Origin of the sequence: Neobacillus dielmonensis (assembly GCF_000612665.1) — a bacterium.
Taxonomy (GTDB): domain Bacteria; phylum Bacillota; class Bacilli; order Bacillales; family Cytobacillaceae; genus Neobacillus; species Neobacillus dielmonensis.
In genome coordinates, this window is record NZ_HG942065.1 from 55117 (window position 1) to 73149 (window position 18033).

The 18033-nt window shown below is 40.3% G+C and carries 22 protein-coding genes, 1 other RNA gene and 1 pseudogene; 8 read left to right on the forward strand and 16 right to left on the reverse strand.

From position 1 onward, the window contains the following. Window positions 1-227: 227 nt before the first annotated feature. Window positions 228-566 carry a YtrH family sporulation protein gene (locus BN2425_RS12170; RefSeq protein WP_042459662.1) on the forward strand — a complete coding sequence of 113 codons (339 nt, stop codon included), beginning with the start codon at window positions 228-230 and terminating at the stop codon, window positions 564-566. Further along, window positions 563-1066, forward strand: coding sequence for a sporulation membrane protein YtrI (ytrI, locus tag BN2425_RS12175; RefSeq protein WP_042459666.1), 504 nt, complete (start codon window positions 563-565; stop codon window positions 1064-1066). The genes BN2425_RS12170 and ytrI overlap by 4 nt, the downstream gene beginning before the upstream one ends. Before the next feature lie 43 nt (window positions 1067-1109). Here ytrI and BN2425_RS12180 read toward each other — a convergent pair whose 3' ends face one another. Beyond that, window positions 1110-2042, reverse strand: a complete 933-nt coding sequence (locus BN2425_RS12180; RefSeq protein WP_042459669.1) for a DHH family phosphoesterase — start codon at window positions 2040-2042, stop codon at window positions 1110-1112. Window positions 2043-2142: 100 nt separating this feature from the next. On the opposite strand from BN2425_RS12180, the gene BN2425_RS12185 reads away from it, so the two are divergent. Continuing rightward, entirely contained in the window at window positions 2143-2457 is a 315-nt protein-coding gene (locus BN2425_RS12185; protein ID WP_042459672.1) for a YtpI family protein, read from the forward strand. A 108-nt stretch (window positions 2458-2565) separates the two neighbouring features. On the opposite strand, the gene BN2425_RS12190 is transcribed toward BN2425_RS12185, so the two are convergent. The 3 genes from BN2425_RS12190 to BN2425_RS12200 all read right to left on the reverse strand — a co-directional run bounded on the left by BN2425_RS12190 (window position 2566) and on the right by BN2425_RS12200 (window position 4992). Continuing rightward, a complete protein-coding gene (locus BN2425_RS12190) occupies window positions 2566-3882 on the reverse strand; it encodes a CBS domain-containing protein (protein WP_042459677.1) in 1317 nt (438 codons plus the stop codon). 116 nt (window positions 3883-3998) lie between these two features. Further along, complete coding sequence (locus BN2425_RS12195) at window positions 3999-4235, reverse strand: hypothetical protein (protein ID WP_042459680.1); 237 nt, start codon at window positions 4233-4235, stop codon at window positions 3999-4001. A 79-nt stretch (window positions 4236-4314) separates the two neighbouring features. Then, entirely contained in the window at window positions 4315-4992 is a 678-nt protein-coding gene (locus tag BN2425_RS12200) for a metal-dependent hydrolase (protein ID WP_042459682.1), read from the reverse strand. A gap of 171 nt (window positions 4993-5163) precedes the next feature. On the opposite strand from BN2425_RS12200, the gene BN2425_RS12205 reads away from it, so the two are divergent. Both BN2425_RS12205 and ssrS read left to right on the forward strand, forming a co-directional pair. Next, entirely contained in the window at window positions 5164-6264 is a 1101-nt protein-coding gene (locus BN2425_RS12205) for a M24 family metallopeptidase (protein WP_042459686.1), read from the forward strand. A 51-nt stretch (window positions 6265-6315) separates the two neighbouring features. Next, window positions 6316-6511: non-coding RNA, 6S RNA (ssrS, locus tag BN2425_RS12210), on the forward strand. Between the two features lie 264 nt (window positions 6512-6775). Here the strand turns inward: ssrS and BN2425_RS12215 are convergent. Then, window positions 6776-6997: a hypothetical protein gene (locus BN2425_RS12215; protein ID WP_042459689.1), complete on the reverse strand. Its 222-nt coding sequence runs from the start codon at window positions 6995-6997 to the stop codon at window positions 6776-6778. A gap of 154 nt (window positions 6998-7151) precedes the next feature. Then, the gene (locus tag BN2425_RS22760; RefSeq protein WP_195891931.1) at window positions 7152-7313 is read right to left on the reverse strand and encodes a hypothetical protein; all 162 of its coding nucleotides are present in this window, start codon (window positions 7311-7313) and stop codon (window positions 7152-7154) included. Between the two features lie 104 nt (window positions 7314-7417). Here BN2425_RS22760 and BN2425_RS12220 point away from each other — a divergent pair, with 104 nt between their 5' ends. Continuing rightward, complete coding sequence (locus BN2425_RS12220) at window positions 7418-7870, forward strand: universal stress protein (protein WP_042459692.1); 453 nt, start codon at window positions 7418-7420, stop codon at window positions 7868-7870. Between the two features lie 119 nt (window positions 7871-7989). Then, window positions 7990-8307, forward strand: coding sequence for a hypothetical protein (locus BN2425_RS12225; RefSeq protein ID WP_042459694.1), 318 nt, complete (start codon window positions 7990-7992; stop codon window positions 8305-8307). 29 nt (window positions 8308-8336) lie between these two features. Here BN2425_RS12225 and BN2425_RS12230 read toward each other — a convergent pair whose 3' ends face one another. From BN2425_RS12230 to sppA, 9 genes and pseudogenes are all read right to left on the reverse strand, one after another. Beyond that, window positions 8337-8849: a MogA/MoaB family molybdenum cofactor biosynthesis protein gene (locus BN2425_RS12230; RefSeq protein WP_042459871.1), complete on the reverse strand. Its 513-nt coding sequence runs from the start codon at window positions 8847-8849 to the stop codon at window positions 8337-8339. 4 nt (window positions 8850-8853) lie between these two features. Further along, the gene (locus tag BN2425_RS12235) at window positions 8854-9690 is read right to left on the reverse strand and encodes an EcsC family protein (RefSeq protein WP_042459697.1); all 837 of its coding nucleotides are present in this window, start codon (window positions 9688-9690) and stop codon (window positions 8854-8856) included. Window positions 9691-9824: 134 nt separating this feature from the next. Continuing rightward, on the reverse strand, window positions 9825-11018 hold the full coding sequence (locus BN2425_RS12240; protein ID WP_042459699.1) for an acetate kinase: 1194 nt from the start codon (window positions 11016-11018) through the stop codon (window positions 9825-9827). A gap of 295 nt (window positions 11019-11313) precedes the next feature. Beyond that, window positions 11314-12297, reverse strand: coding sequence for a class I SAM-dependent methyltransferase (locus BN2425_RS12245; RefSeq protein WP_042459701.1), 984 nt, complete (start codon window positions 12295-12297; stop codon window positions 11314-11316). 145 nt (window positions 12298-12442) lie between these two features. Continuing rightward, entirely contained in the window at window positions 12443-12943 is a 501-nt protein-coding gene (tpx, locus tag BN2425_RS12250) for a thiol peroxidase (protein ID WP_042459702.1), read from the reverse strand. 201 nt (window positions 12944-13144) lie between these two features. Continuing rightward, window positions 13145-13627, reverse strand: a complete 483-nt coding sequence (ytfJ, locus tag BN2425_RS12255; RefSeq protein WP_042459705.1) for a GerW family sporulation protein — start codon at window positions 13625-13627, stop codon at window positions 13145-13147. Window positions 13628-13644: 17 nt separating this feature from the next. Further along, window positions 13645-14337, reverse strand: coding sequence for a DUF2953 domain-containing protein (locus BN2425_RS12260; protein ID WP_042459708.1), 693 nt, complete (start codon window positions 14335-14337; stop codon window positions 13645-13647). An 84-nt stretch (window positions 14338-14421) separates the two neighbouring features. Continuing rightward, on the reverse strand, window positions 14422-14979 hold the full coding sequence (locus BN2425_RS12265; protein WP_081798060.1) for an RDD family protein: 558 nt from the start codon (window positions 14977-14979) through the stop codon (window positions 14422-14424). A gap of 11 nt (window positions 14980-14990) precedes the next feature. Further along, a pseudogene (gene sppA, locus BN2425_RS12270) lies at window positions 14991-16002 on the reverse strand (signal peptide peptidase SppA). 142 nt (window positions 16003-16144) lie between these two features. Between sppA and BN2425_RS12275 the strand changes: the two are divergent. After that, complete coding sequence (locus BN2425_RS12275; RefSeq protein ID WP_042459711.1) at window positions 16145-16948, forward strand: NAD kinase; 804 nt, start codon at window positions 16145-16147, stop codon at window positions 16946-16948. 46 nt (window positions 16949-16994) lie between these two features. On the opposite strand, the gene rarD is transcribed toward BN2425_RS12275, so the two are convergent. Beyond that, a complete protein-coding gene (gene rarD / locus BN2425_RS12280) occupies window positions 16995-17918 on the reverse strand; it encodes an EamA family transporter RarD (RefSeq protein WP_042459714.1) in 924 nt (307 codons plus the stop codon). Window positions 17919-18033: the final 115 nt, after the last annotated feature.

Sequence of the window (18033 nt, forward strand, 5' to 3'; positions counted from 1 at the left end):
TTCTCATTTTAAGAAGAGCGGAAGCGCCCTTGTCAGTACCGTATTGCCTCTCGAAAAAACGATTGCTTTTCTTCGTGTGCTGGCTATGCTGCTGAAACTTTCCTTGTGGTGCTGGACAATTCTCAAAGACAAGATTTACTCTCCGAACTATCAAAATCATAATCCATGCTACTTGTCCATATACATGATAGAGAGAGGATACTTATCGTAAAAGGCGGTTGGAATGGATGAAAGAAATCGGCTTTTTTCCAGCATTTATTGAAAGCTACTTTATTGCTCTGGGAGTCGTGCTTGGCGGCTCTTTAATCGGGGGAATTGCCTCATTTTTAACAGGCCAGCCACCGTTAACTACCGTATATCGCTTATCATCCGCATTGCGGATCTGGGGAATCGTCGCCGCCATTGGCGGTACATTCGATGCCGTTTATACGTTTGAACGGGGATTATTTAATGCGGATACAAAAGATTTATTTAAGCAATTTTTATTGATTCTATCTGCTTTAGGAGGCGCACAGACCGGCGCACTGATCATAAACTGGCTGACACAGGAGCATATCTCATCATGAGGATACCGCCTTATTATCGGAAGCCGTCCTGGCAGCGTTTTTTTGCTGGTATGGGGATTGGCGGAGCCATTAGCTGGTGTATTTTTTTATATATTTTCGGTGTCTGGCAGGAGGAGAATTCCAAGTTAATTCAAACACAGCAGAATGAAATTGAAGAATTAAAGAATGATATAAAAATTTGGCAAGCCGACTATGAAGAGTTAAATCAACGCAATTTAGATAAAATTACAGTACAAAAGATTAACATAAAGATTATCAATGGAGAGAGATATCGGCTTGACGATCTTAGTGTATTCCAAACCGAAGAAGCTGTCCGGGATGATATAAAAATGGTGCTGGCTAAAGACCTGGAAACAGTGGCAAAGAGTAAAGAATTAATTAAGAAAATCATAGAAAATGAACCGGTAAAATTAAATGAAAAACGATATAAGCTTAAAGTTAGGGAAATGGTCATCTATACAACATTATCTATCCAGCTCGAACTCCAGTTTGATGAATAAGGACGGCAAACCCCAGCCGCCCTATTTATCGTTCAATACTTATCTATTTACATACTTCGTTTAGTTCTTTTAGGACGTCTGCTGTTTGATCCCATGAGTAAATGGATGCTCCTGCTGCGAGTGGATGGCCGCCGCCATTAAATTTTCTCGCCACGCCATTAATGACTGGCCCCTTGGACCGAAGCCGGACCCTTATTTGGTCGCTTTCTTCAATGAAAAAGACCCATGCTTTAATACCTTTGACATCACCCAATGTGCTGACAAGCAGCGACGCCTCAGACGGCTTGGCCTTGTATTCCTCCATTAGTTCTTTTGTCAACTTTACACAAGCAACCCCATTTTCCTGCCATTCAAAATTTTGCAGGATATATCCATTTAATTTAATAATGTTTGGCTCTAGTTCATACATCTTGTCAAACAATTCAGTCCGGGAAAAATTGTAATGAATCAACTCTCCAGCATAGGCAAATGTTTTCTCGGTTGTGCTTGGATAAATAAACCGTCCCGTATCACCGACAATACCAGCAAATAAGAGCCGTGCCCCTTTATCATTTAGTTTAAGGCCTTGTTCCTTACCAGAGAGATAAAACTCATAAATCATTTCACTGCAGGAACTTGCAGTGGTATCTACCCATAACAAATCTCCATATGGATCTTCGTTCGGGTGATGGTCGATTTTAATTAATTTATCCCCCAAAGTGTATCGCTTATCGTCTACCCTTTCTTGATTAGCGGTATCACAGACAATGACTAACGCCCCTTTATACACATCATCGGAAATCGTATCCAGTCTGCGCAAATAGTTTAGGCTTGGTTCTTCCTGCCCGACGGCATAAATTTTTTTATTGGGATAGGATTCTTGCAAAATAGCAGCCAGTCCTCCTTGCGACCCATAAGCATCCGGGTCTGGCCGGACATGGCGGTGAATGATAATTGTTTCATATTGTTCAATGGCTTCCAAAATTTTCTCTTTCATAGGCACTCCTTTAACCGGATTATTTAGGTACCAATTCTGGTAATTTTCCTTCATTAACGATACAATAAAGATGATTTTTCAAAACTTGGAGGAACGGGACATGTTTGTATTCGTATTACTGATCGCTATTTCCTTTGCTTTCTATATATTTTATAAAACCAAATACTTCCGAAGCAATCGTCCGGTTGAAAAGAAATGGCTTTCAGCTAAAGGCAATATTGCTTTAGGGCTGTTTGTCTGCTTATTCGGAGTTAACCATTTGGTGTTTATTTCCGAAACAGCTGTCAGCTATCTTGTCGCTGCCATTTTCACCCTATATGGCGCTTATTTCAGCTGGGTTGGGGTGAAAAAGTATAAACACTACCTTCCTTTTGCAATAGAGGAAGCAAAGATGACCGATGATGCTTCGGTATAATCGATCAGCCTTACCTAATTCTAGCATAAATATTCTAGCCGCTCCTCATTCGAGAAGCGGCTTTTTATTTTTCCTCTGCAAATCTGTTATGGAGCCAGCCGTACCGTTCTACCTGTCAATCAACTGGCAGGTCATCATGGCCTTCCCAACCAGTAATCCATCATTGAATACTTCCACGTCTACCTTTCCGAACTTCCTGCCTACTTCAAGGATACGCGGAACAATCTCAATGGTCGTTTCCATCTGGACCGGTTTAATAAAGTAAATGGACATGCTTTCTACTACAAGGTCACCCTTTTTATAGCTCCGCAAGACCCGATTTGCCGCCTCAGAGACAATCGTGGTAAAAACCCCATAAGAAATAGTTCCGAGATGGTTCGTCATTTGTGGAGTGACTTCTAGGGTAAAGACATCTTCCCCTTTTGGTTTGCCCTGAAGCAATGTCATTTGATTGGTAACAATATCATCTAACGTTTCGCCTACCTGCGGCTGTCTTTGGTTCATTTGCAGCGCTTTTAATACATCCTGACGGCTGATGATCCCTTCTAACCGATTGGAGTCGTCAGCGACGGGAAGTACTTCAATCCCTTCCCAAACCATCATATGGGCAGTGGAAGCAACACTGGTTTTTCCTGTGACAGTCATTGGCTGTTTGGTCATAATTTTATCTATGGATGTATTAGGGTCCTGTCCCAAGACATCTTTACTCGTCACAATCCCTTGAATTTTCATATTTTGGTCAACAACCGGGTACCGACTGTGTCCCGTTTGCTCATTGTATTCATGCCAGGTCGATAGTTTGTCAGTCGTTTTCAGGTAATAAGTCTCTTGGATTGGCGTCAAGATATCTTCCACCAAGATGATTTCCTTTTTAATTAACTGATCGTAAATCGCCCGATTAATCATGGTTGCAACCGTAAACGTATCATAACTGGAGGATATGATTGGCAGTTCTAATTGGTCCGCCAATTTTTTCACTTGGTCATCTGTATCAAAACCCCCAGTTATGAGAACCGCTGCCCCGGCTTTTAAGGCAAGTTCATGTGCCTGTGTCCGGTTACCGACAATCAGCAGGCTACCTGCATCCGTATAGCGCATCATTGCCTCTAATTTCATGGCACCAATGACAAATTTATTTAACGTCTTATGAAGTCCCGTTCTTCCGCCTAAAACCTGGCCATCCACAATATTGACCACTTCTGCAAATGTAAGCTTTTCGATGTTTTCCTTTTTCTTACGCTCAATCCGAATGGTTCCTACCCGTTCTATGGTGCTGACATAGCCCTTATTTTCCGCTTCTTTAATGGCACGATAAGCTGTGCCTTCACTAACGTTCATCGCCTTGGCGATTTGCCTTACCGAAATTTTTTCTCCTATCGGCAGGCCATCAATATATTGCAAAATTTGTTCATGTTTCGTTGCCAAGACCTTCACCCTTTATAAAATGACTTCCAATCTTTCCAGTCTAAGATTGGACCTTACTGTTATTATAAAGTGTTGAAAGCCTTGATTCAATTAAGTTTGTCACATATTGCAGCCATTTAGTGCAGCGAACGGGCTCTTTTTCTTAATTTTTCCGTTCTTGGCTTCTGGTTTTTCTGCTTTGGGGAATAAAGCAAAGCAGTGAGGTTGCCTGCAACCACAATCAGCGCAAAGGCAAGCCACGATAATGAAAAGACCCCCTGCATCCCTTCAGCCGCAACTGATAATCTCGGCACAGCCAAGTAGAGCAGAAAGCCGCTAAGTAAAAGACAAAGTAAATATCGGTTTTTTTTCAACTAATTTTCCTCCCTTATAAACCTGCTTGTTTCATTTCTATGCATAATGGGAGAAAAAAAGCATGTCTAAATGGAAAAATTACAGTTCGATACTTTCCCCTGGCTCTAAAACTCTACCATTATTGGCCGCCAGCATTTCCACAAATCGGTGAGGGTCCTGTTTAATTGGTGGGAACGTATTGTAATGGATCGGAACAACCGTTTTGGCCTGCAATAATTCGGCGGCATAGGCGGCATCTTCAGGCCCCATTGTAAAGTTATCGCCAATTGGCAGGAATGCCAAATCAATCGGATGGCGATCACCAATCAATTTCATATCGGAGAAAAGACCTGTATCACCAGCATGATAGACGGTTTTTCCTTCATTCATCAACAGGATTCCTGCAGGCATGCCGCAATAAATGATTTGGTCTCCTTCCACATACCCTGAACCGTGAAAGGCTTGGGTCAATTTCACCCTGCCAAACTCAAATTGATAAGAGCCGCCGATATGCATAGCATGGGTTTTGACTCCCTTAAAACTTAAGAAGGCACATAAATCAGCATTGGCAATCACCAAGGAATCATTGCGCTTTGCTAATTCAACCGTATCACCGACATGATCCCCATGTCCATGTGTTAATATAATCACATCTGGTTTAACGTCCTCTGTCTTTAAATCCGTTAATCCATTGCCTGTAATAAATGGGTCAATGATAATTGTTTTTCCTCCAGTAAAAATTTGCACAACAGAATGTCCATGATAAGAAATTCGCATCTTGTTACTCCCCTTTCCTCAAATATCTTACTATTTCCATAAAAACTTTAGTTTTCCTTCCCATTTATACCCATAACATTAAAGTTTTAGCACATGATAATCGAGATAGTTTACATCACAAAATAATATTGCTACTCTCAAATAAGAGATTGATTTTTAGGAGGAACGAACATGAATCAGCGTATTGAAAAACTACAAACATGGATGAGGGATCATGATGTAGAGGTAAGCTTTGTTACTTCTTCAGAAAATGTCTTTTATTTAAGCGGTTATTATACGGACCCTCATGAACGATTGCTAGCCCTTGCTGTATTTCAAGAGCAGGAACCCTTTCTAGTGTTGCCTTCGATGGAAGTGCATGATGCTAAGAATTCCGGTTGGGAACATGAAATTATCGGCTTTAGTGATATTGATAACCCTTGGGACTTAGTGGAAAAGGCGATTCAGCAAAGAATAAAGAAGGTTTCTAAAGCAGCCATTGAAAAAGAGCACATGAATGTTGAGCGATACGAACAGTTATTAGGCCTATTTCCTCATGCTGTTTTCGTTTCGGCAGAAGAAAAATTAAGAATGCTTCGGATGATCAAGGATGAAAAAGAAATAGCTACCATCCAAGAGGCATGTGCCTTAGCCGATTATGCAATAGAGTTTGGGGCCAGCGAACTGAAGGAAGGAAAGACCGAATTGGAGGTTCTCAATGCTTTGGAATATGCCCTTAAGCAAAAAGGAGTAACCGAAATGTCTTTTTCCACCATGGTGTTGTCCGGAGCGAATGCCGCATCTCCGCATGGCAATCCTGGTACGACTAGAATTCAAAAGGGCGATTTGGTTTTATTCGACTTAGGGGTGGTTGTGGACCGTTATTGTTCCGACATCACCAGAACGGTGGCTTTTGGAGATATTAATGACAAGCAGAAAGAGATCTATGATACGGTATTAAAAGCGCAATTAGCTGCATTAGAGGCTAGCAAACCTGGTGTTACGGCTGCAGAAATTGACCTTACCGCCCGTAGAATAATTGCGGATGCCGGATACGGTGAATATTTCCCGCATCGTTTGGGTCACGGTCTGGGAATCAGTATCCATGAGTACCCATCCTTAACTGAAACAAACCCCCTTGTGATGGAAACGGGAATGGTGTTCACTATCGAACCGGGCATATACGTCCCTAATGTAGCAGGTGTACGGATTGAAGATGATGTACTGATTACATCAGACGGTGCTGTGGCACTAACCAAGTATCCAAAAGAACTGCAGATCATAAAGAATTAAACAGGAAATTATTCACATTGAATTATTGAGACAGATGCGATATTATAATTCTACAAGCTGCATTGTTCGTAACCATAATAAAGTTTTAACCTTTAGACTGTAATAGGGAGTTTTAATTGAAGCAGGAATGACAGGCCTCTGTCTATACGACATGGAGGACACGCAGGAGAGCTTCTGCGAACACCCACTTTGAGGAGTGGTGGTTTAAAACTTTCTTATATTAAATTACGGCAATTGCGGCTGTACATAAAGAAAACACCAGCACCCTAGTAAGGGGCTGGTGTTTTTTTGCCTTCATGGTTGTTTGGAGCCTTTCTAACTCCCCTAACTGTTCCTTTTCTGCTTCCTCGGTCGTTTGGGGCTTTCACCAATTTAACTCAACAAAAGAACAACCTTGCCATTTAAACGACAAGGCTGCTGTTCGGTTTTAGTATTAAAGGGATTTCCATAATAACAGTACCCACTTGAAATTCTGGATTCACAACTCTCTCCTACATTACAAATTTACTTTTTAATAGAAGAAAGGGAAGCCGCCAAAGAACGGGTAGCCAAATCCAAAGCCAAATGGCACTCCGAAGCCAAAGCCCCACGGACGGAAGCCAAAGCCACCAAATCCCCACAATCTGGAGTCATTTCCTACATATGGGTTAGATTGTTCATAGGGCACATATCCCGGATTATACATGGATGGATCATAGGACACATATCCTGGGTTATACATGTTATAGTTCATCTCTTTTCCTCCTCAAACATGATTCTTAATCACTAAAGAATATGCATCACAGTTATGAAACTCTTGGGTATATGCCCTTCAATGATAGATATCCAATAAACAAAAAAAGAACTGCCCATAAAAGACAGTCCATTGTGATATAAGCATTACCTTGTCAATCGGCTCCGTCAGCAGTTGCTTCAATCCCTCCCTGGAGTTGGGGCGCCGTACCCTGGTCAATGAATCCAAGATTATAGGAATTCATAATTTGGTCACTCACTTCTTTTGTACCCCTTTCATCAAAATCAAACGTATACTTCCGTTTCGGGTCATCCATCATATCTTCTCCTTTTAATGTATGTCTACCCCCTTATTGTTCGAAAAGTTGCAACATCCATACACTGTTAAATATTGTATAATCAAAGTGAGGAGATGATAATCATGGGACTTAAATATCAAAATATTTTAGTCGCTATTGATGGTTCCAAAGAAGCAGATTGGGCATTTAAGAAGGCAATTGAAGTAGCTAAAAGGAACAATTCCAAAATGCTGTTAGTACATGTTGTTGATACCCGTTCCTTCGCATTAATTGAAGCATATGACACAGTAATTGGTGATAGGGCAGAAAAACTTGCAAAAGATATGCTAGAAGGGTACGTTAAACAAGCGGTTGAAGCAGGCTTACCGAATGTACAATACGAAATCGAGTTTGGCTCTCCGAAAATTAAGATACCTAGAGAAATAGCAAAAAAACATCACGTTGATTTAATTATTTGCGGAGCAACTGGCATGAATGCTGTAGAACGGTTCTTTATCGGCAGTGTCTCCGAGCATATTGTCCGCTACGCTCCTTGTGATGTTTTAGTCATCCGAACAGAAAAAGATTTATCATAATTCAAATGGTTAAAGCGCGAATCCTTAAAAGGAATCGCGCTTCTTATTTTGGTCAAATTACTTGTCGTGAATAATAGGTCGTTGTATAGTAAATGAAAGTATTACCCTTGGAGGTTGCCATGAAAGAGAATTTTGTTTTTGATCAGCGGCTGGGCATTTATATACCCGATTTAATAAAAGTTTGGGATGATTATACAAAAGAAGACCAAGAAGAAATTCTTTATCAGTGGGAAAAAGTCCGCGGTTCCATCCCCGACCGGATCATCGATCTAGAACGAGAAATAAATCATAAACAGGCAGCGCTTTCCAACGAAGGGAATTTTGAACGTTCCTGTCAGTTAAACAGTGAGATTGCAGACTTAGCCTCGATCATCAATGATTTGTGGCTTTGGTATCGAGCAGACCAAAGCCTTTCAACATCCAAAACCCACCATTAGAAAAGGGCTGCTAGACAGCCCTTCCCAGCTTATAAATCTTTTTTTAATTCCCTAACGACATGTCCCAACTCCGGCAAAATAATCTTCGTCATCGCCAGCCTCACAGCGCCTGAAGAGCCAGGAGTTGAAAATACAGCTTTATTGTTTACCACTCCAGCAATCGCTCTAGACAATATGGCAGCAGAACCGATATCCTCTTGATAGCTTAGGATTCGGAATATTTCCCCGAACCCAGGCATTTCCTTATCCAGTAGGCTTTGTACTGTCTCGATAGTCACATCGCGTTTAGCAATACCAGTTCCGCCATTAGTTAGGATAATATCAATATCCTCACATTCGGTCCCTTTTACTATTTCCGCTTTAATGGGGGCGGCTTCATCCTTCACAATGCAATAGTCAACAACCCGGTGTCCGGCCTGTGTTAACAGCTCTATCATCAGTTGTCCACTTTTGTCAGTGCTTTTATCTCTTGTATCACTGACCGTAATCACTTTGCAATTTACTGCCTTAGGGGCTTGCATTTTATGCTCCGTTGTACTCATCATGTTACTCCTCTTTTGCTTTTAGATAACGCAGTTGATAATATTTCATTGCCAATTCGGTTACCTTCCTCGTCAACCGATAATTAACAGCTGCTCCAACAGCCATGCCTAGTAAAGGGATTCCTTGGATCTTTTTATTTTTAAAGTAGATAAGAGTAATGGATTTCATCATTTGTTTGATTGGCTGTTCGAGCCAGGAAATATCCGTCAACTCCTCTTTTCCCTCATAAAAATAAGCATGCTCTCCGTCCTTTAATTCTTCCATTAATGAAAACCAGCCTTGTTTTTGCAATCTCCTAGGCAGTGTGGCCGTATGGAACACTTTTAAAGATGTCATCATTTCAAAAGGGATCCTAGTGTCAACTCCAAACGACATGGCGATTAATTGAACTACTTTTAGATTAATCACCGCCATTGCTGGAATATCTGCTCCTAGTAATAGAGCATTTCCCGTTCCAGATAGACCTCCTTGAAACAAAGAATACATCCGATGTCTAGTAACCTGCTGTTCTGCTATGTATTGTACCTGATCCAGAGTTAGTTTTCTCAAGTCTTGTATTTCCTCGATATCAGGTGTTCCGATCGTCCGTCCGAGAGACAAGATTCTATTCTTCGCTTCGGTTTGCAACTGCGACCCTTGAATGATACCGTTCAAATGGAACAGCCAAGTATCAATCAGCGAAAAAAATTGTTGTTGGGTCAATTCCGGCAATAGGGAAAAGGATTGCTCCAAATATTTCTCGACTGTCGCCTCCAGATCAGTTGCTTCATAGTTTATCAAAGTATGTTCCCAATCTCGGATGTCTTGTAAAGTCCTCTTCTCCCGATCAGTCAATGGCATGCTAATCCCCCTTCCTAGATTTATATTTAGTATATCACAATCTTTTATACTCCATATTGTCCTAATGGAAGAGGTACTTTTTTTGCCAAAAAAAAAAAGCAAAAGCATCTATAATCACTTTTGCCTTTTTTCTATTAGTGTGATTCTGTTAAGCGAACAACATCGCGGGCGATCATGACTTCTTCATTCGTAGGAATCACCATAACTTTAACTGGTGAATGTGGATAGTTAACAAATGCTTCTTCTCCACTCACTTCATTTAAAGCCGGATCCCAATAAATACCCATGAATTCCAAACCTTTTAGTACACTTGACCTAACTGGAGCGCTATTTTCTCCAATTCCCGCTGTAAAGATAATCGCATCTACGCCATTCATTCTTGCTGCGTAGGATCCAATGTATTTGTGAATCCGGTTGGCGAATACATCCAATGCAAGCTGAGCACGGTCATTTCCTTTTTTCGCCTCTTCGGTGATATCGCGAAGGTCACTCGAGAAACCGGAAATCGCCAGCATCCCGCTTTTCTTGTTTAGGACATCAAGCACTTCATCAGCGGTTTGGTTGGTTTTTTCCATGATATAAGGAATTAACGCCGGATCAATGTTTCCGGAACGTGTACCCATGGTTACCCCGGCAAGCGGTGTAAAGCCCATTGAGGTATCTATTGATTTGCCGCCTTGGATGGCTGCAATACTTGCACCATTTCCTAAGTGACAGGAAATTAACCGTAATTGGTCAAGCGGACGGCCTAACATTTCCGCAGCACGCTGGGAAACATACTTGTGACTTGTGCCATGGAAGCCATACTTGCGAATGCCGTATTTCTTATAATAGTCATATGGAAGACTATAGAGAAACGAACTCTCAGGCATAGTTTGATGGAATGCTGTATCAAAAACAGCTACCGCAGGCACATTTGGGAGTGCATGTTGGAAAGCTTTAATTCCTGTTGCGTTAGCAGGATTATGCAATGGTGCCAATTCTGATAATTCTTCTATTTTCTTTAATACTTTATCTGTAATGAGAACAGAATCATTAAACGTTTCACCGCCATGTACAACCCGGTGTCCAGTTCCTTCAATTTCATCCAACGATTCAATGATTCCGAGTGTTGTTAATCTGTCTAACAGCATCTTAACAGCAACATCATGATCCGGAATATCAAGTGTTTCTTTGATTTTCTCACCGTTCACAGTAATAGTAAAAATGGAATCTTTTAATCCAATTCTTTCAAAAAGTCCTTTAGTAATGACATTTTCACTTGGCATGTCAAACAATTGGAATTTCAATGATGAACTTCCTGCATTAATTGCGATTATTTTTGCCATAATGCTACGCTCCTTTATATAACACTTCAATTACATATACTCTCTGTTTATGCACAGTTTTATTGTGTACAATTCCGCCCTGATTATCTCCCCAATTTCTCATTTAAACACTGTATTTTAGACAATACAAGGCATAATTTGTAATGGGAACGATTACAACAAAATATAAATTAATTCAAATTGTTTAGACTTTTAAAAAATAAATGACTAAAGGTTAATGTTGAATATTTGGAGCAGACATCAACTGCCATTTTTAACACATCAAAAAAAGGATGCATTGACTAGGCAGCCAATGTCATCCTTTGTTTTCTTTCATCCATTGATTCAATTTGATCATCATTTTATCCATTTCCTGTCGGTTTGATAGACTAGGCAGATTTACTAACAAAACCTGTTTTGGCGGTTTTATTTCCGCTCCTTGTTTTTGCAGTATTAAGATGCTTTTTGCGGCCTGTTTATTTTTAAACATATTTGAAGGCAGCTGCAGTAAACCTTGAATGATTAATTTTTCTTTAATAAATTCGTGCAGCGCGCCAGCCTGTTCACTTTCGAAAAGTCCATTAGGAACAATAAGAAACAAATACCCACCAGACTTTGTATGTCGTACACTTTGTTCTATAAATAAGTGATGGGCGTATGAATGGCCTTTTTCCGCTTTCAACTGATAGTCGGCTGCCCTCAGATCATTCGGATAGTAACCAACAGGCAAATCAGCGATGACTGCGTCCACAGGATCAATGAATAATGGCTCTAGACTGTCCTGATTGAACAATTGAACAGGCTGCTCCTGGAGATTGGCATTCACATAAGCTAGTTTAATTAGTAAATCGTCTATATCGACACCGATGCCCATGACATCCCTCTGAAGATGATTTAACACGGTCATTAACAGGTTCCCCGTACCCACTGCAGGATCTAGCAAGCGGAATGATTGTGGCTCCATAAATTTTTCTACCAAATAGGCGACAAGCATACCAACCGAATCAGGTGTCATTTGATGATTAGGTTGAATATTCTCTTTCATCCCCTTTAATGTAACGAGTTGAAATGCCTTACGAATCTCTTCCTTACTGAATAAATCTAACTGCAAGGATTCATATTGTTTTTTTAAGCGTTTCTCCGTTATTTCGCTTAGCTCTTCTTGCAGGATCGTGTCTTGAAAGATATTTTCCCCTGTCTCAGACAGAGCCTCCAAAAAAGAACAGTCTAATTCTTCTTGTAAAATCTGTGCTGTCTCATTAAATAGTGTAAATAATTGTTCTATTGAAGATATCGCCATTCTTTGTCTCATTCCTTTTTTCAATTTCATGCAGCATAGCTAGATACGTATGAAAGGCCCCGCTATGGTAACGAGGCCTTTCATTAAACGTAAATTCGCCTATTCAGGCAACTGTAACTGAAGATTCGTAAATTACAGGTTAATTTTACTTTGCACTTTTAGCTGCTTCAAGAGCTGCTTCATAATTTGGATGATTGGTAGCTTCGCTAACGTATTCCACGTAAGTCACTGTGTCAGAAGAATCAACTACGAAAACAGCGCGTGTTAATAACCGCAATTCTTTAATTGCCACACCGTATGCTTCACCAAATGAAAGATCACGGTGGTCAGATAAAGTTTGTACATTTTCAATCCCCGCTGCTGCACACCAGCGTTTTTGAGCAAATGGAAGGTCCACACTTACTGTAAGTACCTTTACATTGCCTAAACCTGCAGCTTCTTCATTGAAGCGGCGTGTTTCCGCATCACAAACACCTGTATCAAGTGATGGAACGGATGTGATTAAGCGAACTTGTCCCTTTGTATTTTCCAATGTCACTTCAGATAAGTCATTAGCTAGTACGGTAAAATTAGGAGCTTTATCCCCTACCTTTACCTCATTACCTAATAGAGTAACAGGACCGCCTTTAAAAGTTACATTTGCCATGTTTATTACATCCCCCTTTATCGAATGACGCGAATCTGGTTCCCTAAATAGAACCGAATCCGTAAAAATATGTACAGTGTTACTATATCCTGTCAGAAATACTTTTGCAATTATTAAGACTCTTATGAGCAGCATTCTTCACTGTTCCCTTATTATCCAAGAAAAAAGTTAACCTCCCTTAGGGAAGATTAACCTTTCTGGTTATATATCGAAATCATCCTTCTTTTGTTGGTTGGAGGATTCCGATCCCTTTGAACCATTTTGCTGTTTACCTTCATCTTTTTTAGAGAACATTTGTTGGATTTTATCCACTGCCTGCGGTGCAAGTTCTAAAATCTTCTCATAAATATGGGTACTCTCATCAAGATGAAGCATTTTAACACCCTGCCCATTTACAATTAAAAAAGCAATTGGGGTAATAGAAACACCAGCACCGCTACCTCCGCCAAACGGCAGCTGTGGTTGTCCTTTGTTTTCACCTTGGCTTTTGTCCTGCCCTCCGGCAGCATCCATTTTAAACTCACTACCCCCGGCAGCAAATCCAAAGCCAACCTTTGAGACTGTTAAAATCACACTACCATCTGGCGTTTCAACAGGATCGCCAATAATCGTATTCACATCGATCATTTCCTTCAGGCTCTCCATCGCCGTGGTCATCAAGCCTTGAATTGGGTGATCAGACATAGCAGCATCCTCCTATTTTATACCGATTTGTTTTTTTCATTTGAAAACCCTGTTTTGTCTTTGGATGGCAGTTTCCCGCCCTTCCAGAATTTAATCAGTTTTAGGCCTGCTAAAATAGCATGCCCGATACGGAATTGAAAAATACATGAGATTCTTGTATGAAAAACAGATGCTTGAAAATGGGGAGTAATCGAAAGTTGCGGAGCAGCCTTCAAATTTAAATAATGACTGACCAGGCCAATAATCCCTCCTTTTACGGACCAAAGTGCCCCAGAAATGACACCGGTATGTGCTGCATCTCCCACCCCGATTAATGACTGCCATTCGAATTTCTTTACGCTTACTTTTCTTAGAAACTTTTTCATTATCACATTTAGTTTAAAAATCTGCTGTCTTAATAGTTGCCTGTTTTTTAAGTAGGATTTTATATCTTTTTTTGTGTATTCCTCGACGTTGCCATCAGAAGCTCCGTCAGGTGAATCACCTGCGTACGTATTGGTTTTTACTACTACACTTGGTGAGTCCTCATCCACTTTTACAAGCGGGACATCCAGCTTATATTTGATTAAACCCAACCATATTCGAAATTCGACCTTTAAATGGTCATCATCGTTCTGATGGTGGTAATTTACAAGTATCGTTAATTTAGTAAAAATAATAATGACGAATAATCCAATAAGAACCAGCAGAACGATACCCAGCCAAAACAAATTGGTTAACCTCCTCTTCGCCAGCTATTTTTCCCTCTATGCAAAAAAATAAACCTATCAACATGTGTTAATAGGTTTTACTTGCTATCGTTCAATATGAATAACAGTAGTGTCCGTAAACAAGTCGTGAAGTCCTTGCTTTTTCGGGAGGAAGGCGACAATCATATATCCAATAATGACCGTCGTTGAAATAAATCGGCCAATCCATTCCCTAAATAATACCGTTCCCCATGTTAATTTTTCATGCTTCAGGTCAATCACTTTCATCCCAAAAACCATTTTTCCTATGGTTTGATTAAAAAACTTGGTCATTAAAACAAAATATAAATAAAAGATTACCGCCGAAGCAATCGAGACAGGGGCAAACATATTAAATTCCGATAAGGATATATCCAGCATTCGGAATAGTGGATTAACTAAAATACGTTCAATACTTCCAATCACTACTAAATCCAAGAGATACGCCCAAAATCTCATCCAAAATCCAGCGTATCGAATTGAGGCAGAATTGGCAGAATGCCGCTCAGGGTTAGCGTCTCCCTGTGATTCCAGCTGGTTCAGTTCCATTGGCTCCAAATTGCCGGCAGCATGTTGATTTTCCGGCAAATCAACCAGATGATTTTGATTTTCCGTTTGTTCCATTATTTCCCCCCCTATTCCGCGTAAAGATACATAAGTCGGGGTGAATTAGGCTGTGATAATAGCTTCATTAAGCCAGCTGTTTCCTGGGTTTCCCCCATCCATTTTTTTGCCTGCATTTGAAATAAAGAACCGATTCCAAGATCGTCTGTATATCGGATAACTGATGCTCCTTTTAGCTTTTCGTTTTTTTCCATTTCCGCAATCACATCATCCAAATAACCAAAACCATCTATTAAATTTAATTCCTTTGCCTGACGACCGTCATACACACGTCCATCAGCAATTTGCTTAACCTGGTCGATACTCATATGTCGACCTTCAGATATTACCTTCACAAATCCTTCATAAGAATTATCAATCATTTTCTGCAGGATCTGCCGTTCGTCCTCTGTCATTTCCCTTGTTGGGCTCATGATATCTTTATATTTGCCACTTTTAATGGTAACGAAATCCACTCCGTATTTATCAGCTAGCCCTTTATAGTTAATTCCCTCCATGATGACACCAAGGCTTCCCGTCATGGTTTCAGGACTAGCGTAAATTTTTTGAGCAGCAGTCGAAATATAGTAGCCTCCAGAGGCAGCCATTGCCCCCATGGATATGTATACAGGCTTTTTAGATTTTTCTTGTAGTTCCTTTAATTGGTCATGAATTTCCGCACTCTCTACGACGCCTCCACCCGGAGAATTGACTCTGACAATGACCCCTTTTATCGTATCATCTTCTTTTTATCGCTTTGAGCTTTTTTAAAAACGTTTGATGATTATAGCCGGAACTTTGCAATAACGTATCGGTTTTCCCAGTATCCTGGATTACGCCGTCTACATCTAAAATGGCAATTCTTTTTAATTCGCTTCCCTCTTTTACTACTTCTTCTGTAAAAGGATTCTCCGTAGCCGCCATTAGCTCAGTAAAATCCGTTTCAAGTCCTTTAAAAGCAAAAGCAGATAACAAATTGATCAATACAGATGCAATAAATAATGCCGCTGCAATGCCAAGAGCAGCCCACCGTTTCCCACTCACACTTAATCCCCCTTAGGTGTTAAATTCTAGTCTTCTCTTCCATATTGTTTCAATAAAGTGTTAAACTAATTTAAGACTAACCTTATTTTATCAGAAGTTAAATTTAGGATGGGAAAATTTTTCTTTTTTGGGAGGTACATAAATGGAAGAGCGTCGTAACGTATATTATTTTCATAAACGTGATGAGGACATGCTTGCCAAGACTGCCCCTTTATATGAGGCAACAGAGAAGTATGGTTTTACCATAGTCAATGATTATCGGCAGGCGAATATTATTGCAAGTATCGGAGATGACAGCACCTTCCTTCAGGCAGTCAGAAAAACAGGTTTCCGGGAAGATTGTCTGTATATGGGGATTTCCATCAACAACAATTTGAGCATGTATTGTGATTTTCGAATCGGAGATACTTCCAATATGATTACCGCTATGCAAAGTGATTTGCTGGAAGTCCGCCGCTATCCGGTGATTGAAGTGTCCATTGATGGTCAGGGAACCTTTAAATGTTTGAATGAATTCAGCATTCGTTCTTCCATTATTAAAACCCTGGTTATTGATGTGTTTATTGATACTCTTCACTTTGAAACCTTCCGCGGGGATGGGTTGATTGTGGCAACACCAACCGGAAGCACCGCATATAATAAATCGGTTAATGGCGCCGTTGTGGATCCGCTTCTTGCCTGTATGCAGGTTAGCGAAGTTGCCTCCGTCAATAACAACTATTATCGTACTCTCGGGTCATCCTTCGTCCTAGGAGGAGATCGGACGCTAATGCTTAAAGTGGTAGCGGAAGAAGACAACGATTATCCAACGATGGGCATGGACAATGAGGCCATGAGCATTCGTTCTGTTGATAAAGTACAGGTAAAACTTAGTGAAAGTAAAATTAAAACGTTAAAATTAAAAGACAACTCGTTCTGGGAAAAAGTGAAACGGAGTTTTCTATAAAACCAGAACAGAGTAAAACAGGCTGCCCGCAGGCAGCCTGTTATTTTTAAATGTTTCCTTTGCTCCATTTCAATCCTTTTTCCGGCAGCAGCTTGGTTTTCGAAAGTGAATAAATGATCAGAGCTAGCCATATAAACAAAAAGGACACAAACTGAACTTTAGAAAAATGCTCATGATAAACGAATATCCCCAGCAGTAAGGTGATGGTCGGAGATATATATTGGAGGAATCCGAGTAACGATAAAGGTATCTTTTGGGCTCCTTTAGCGAAATAAAGCAGCGGAACAGCGGTGGCAACACCGGCCCCCATCAATAACAGGTTGGTAGTCCAGTCTGTCGCAGTAAAAGAGTTTGTACCATTAATGAACAGCCACAACATGTAAATTCCCGCAATTGGCGTAACCACAAAAGTTTCCAGTGTTAGTCCTACAGACGAATCCACATTGATCAGCTTTTTTGCCAACCCGTATAAACCAAAGGACAGTGCCAAAACAATCGCAATCCATGGGAACTTGCCATGCGAAAAGGTGATAATCAAAACGCCTATTGCTGCCATACCAAATGAAAAGTATTGATAAAATGATAATTTTTCTTTTAATACCAACATTCCTAGAATTATGCTGACAAGCGGATTAATATAATAGCCAAGGCTGGTTTCGATCATATGGCCGTTATTCACAGCCCAAATATACGTAAACCAATTAATGCTTATTAGAATGGATGCAAGAATCAAGGCATATAATTGCTTTTTATTTTGTGCGAACCCTTTTATGGTTCGAATAAATAAACCCCATTTCCTTGTCAGGAGAACAATAACTAGCATAAAGATAAATGACCAAAACACCCGGTTTGCGAGGATTTCTATGGCGCCGACATCGTTTAACAGCTTCCAGTAAATCGGCAGTAACCCCCAGAGAAAGTAGGAAAGCCCTGCATAAATTGCCCCGAGCTGCGTTTCACTTTTTTTCAAAATATCCAATCCCCTATTCTTTCTAGTATCGAAATAATATTATCATTATAACGCTAAACAGCTCAAATGCTAGGTATTTTTCAGAGAAGCCATAAATTAGCTAAAATACACAAAA

Coding starts and splice junctions, on each gene's coding strand:
- BN2425_RS12275 (WP_042459711.1), top strand. CDS start 16,145: ATGGAAGAGCGTCGTAACGTATATTATTTTCATAAACGTGATGAGGAC.
- BN2425_RS12185 (WP_042459672.1), top strand. CDS start 2,143: ATGTTTGTATTCGTATTACTGATCGCTATTTCCTTTGCTTTCTATATA.
- ytfJ (WP_042459705.1), bottom strand. CDS start 13,627: ATGTCTGATCACCCAATTCAAGGCTTGATGACCACGGCGATGGAGAGC.
- BN2425_RS12200 (WP_042459682.1), bottom strand. CDS start 4,992: ATGCGAATTTCTTATCATGGACATTCTGTTGTGCAAATTTTTACTGGA.
- BN2425_RS12225 (WP_042459694.1), top strand. CDS start 7,990: ATGAAAGAGAATTTTGTTTTTGATCAGCGGCTGGGCATTTATATACCC.
- BN2425_RS12230 (WP_042459871.1), bottom strand. CDS start 8,849: ATGAGTACAACGGAGCATAAAATGCAAGCCCCTAAGGCAGTAAATTGC.
- BN2425_RS12170 (WP_042459662.1), top strand. CDS start 228: ATGAAAGAAATCGGCTTTTTTCCAGCATTTATTGAAAGCTACTTTATT.
- BN2425_RS12265 (WP_081798060.1), bottom strand. CDS start 14,979: ATGGAACAAACGGAAAATCAAAATCATCTGGTTGATTTGCCGGAAAAT.
- BN2425_RS12180 (WP_042459669.1), bottom strand. CDS start 2,042: ATGAAAGAGAAAATTTTGGAAGCCATTGAACAATATGAAACAATTATC.
- BN2425_RS12240 (WP_042459699.1), bottom strand. CDS start 11,018: ATGGCAAAAATAATCGCAATTAATGCAGGAAGTTCATCATTGAAATTC.
- BN2425_RS12220 (WP_042459692.1), top strand. CDS start 7,418: ATGGGACTTAAATATCAAAATATTTTAGTCGCTATTGATGGTTCCAAA.
- ytrI (WP_042459666.1), top strand. CDS start 563: ATGAGGATACCGCCTTATTATCGGAAGCCGTCCTGGCAGCGTTTTTTT.
- BN2425_RS12215 (WP_042459689.1), bottom strand. CDS start 6,997: ATGAACTATAACATGTATAACCCAGGATATGTGTCCTATGATCCATCC.
- tpx (WP_042459702.1), bottom strand. CDS start 12,943: ATGGCAAATGTAACTTTTAAAGGCGGTCCTGTTACTCTATTAGGTAAT.
- BN2425_RS22760 (WP_195891931.1), bottom strand. CDS start 7,313: ATGGATGACCCGAAACGGAAGTATACGTTTGATTTTGATGAAAGGGGT.
- BN2425_RS12205 (WP_042459686.1), top strand. CDS start 5,164: ATGAATCAGCGTATTGAAAAACTACAAACATGGATGAGGGATCATGAT.
- BN2425_RS12245 (WP_042459701.1), bottom strand. CDS start 12,297: ATGGCGATATCTTCAATAGAACAATTATTTACACTATTTAATGAGACA.
- BN2425_RS12235 (WP_042459697.1), bottom strand. CDS start 9,690: ATGCCATTGACTGATCGGGAGAAGAGGACTTTACAAGACATCCGAGAT.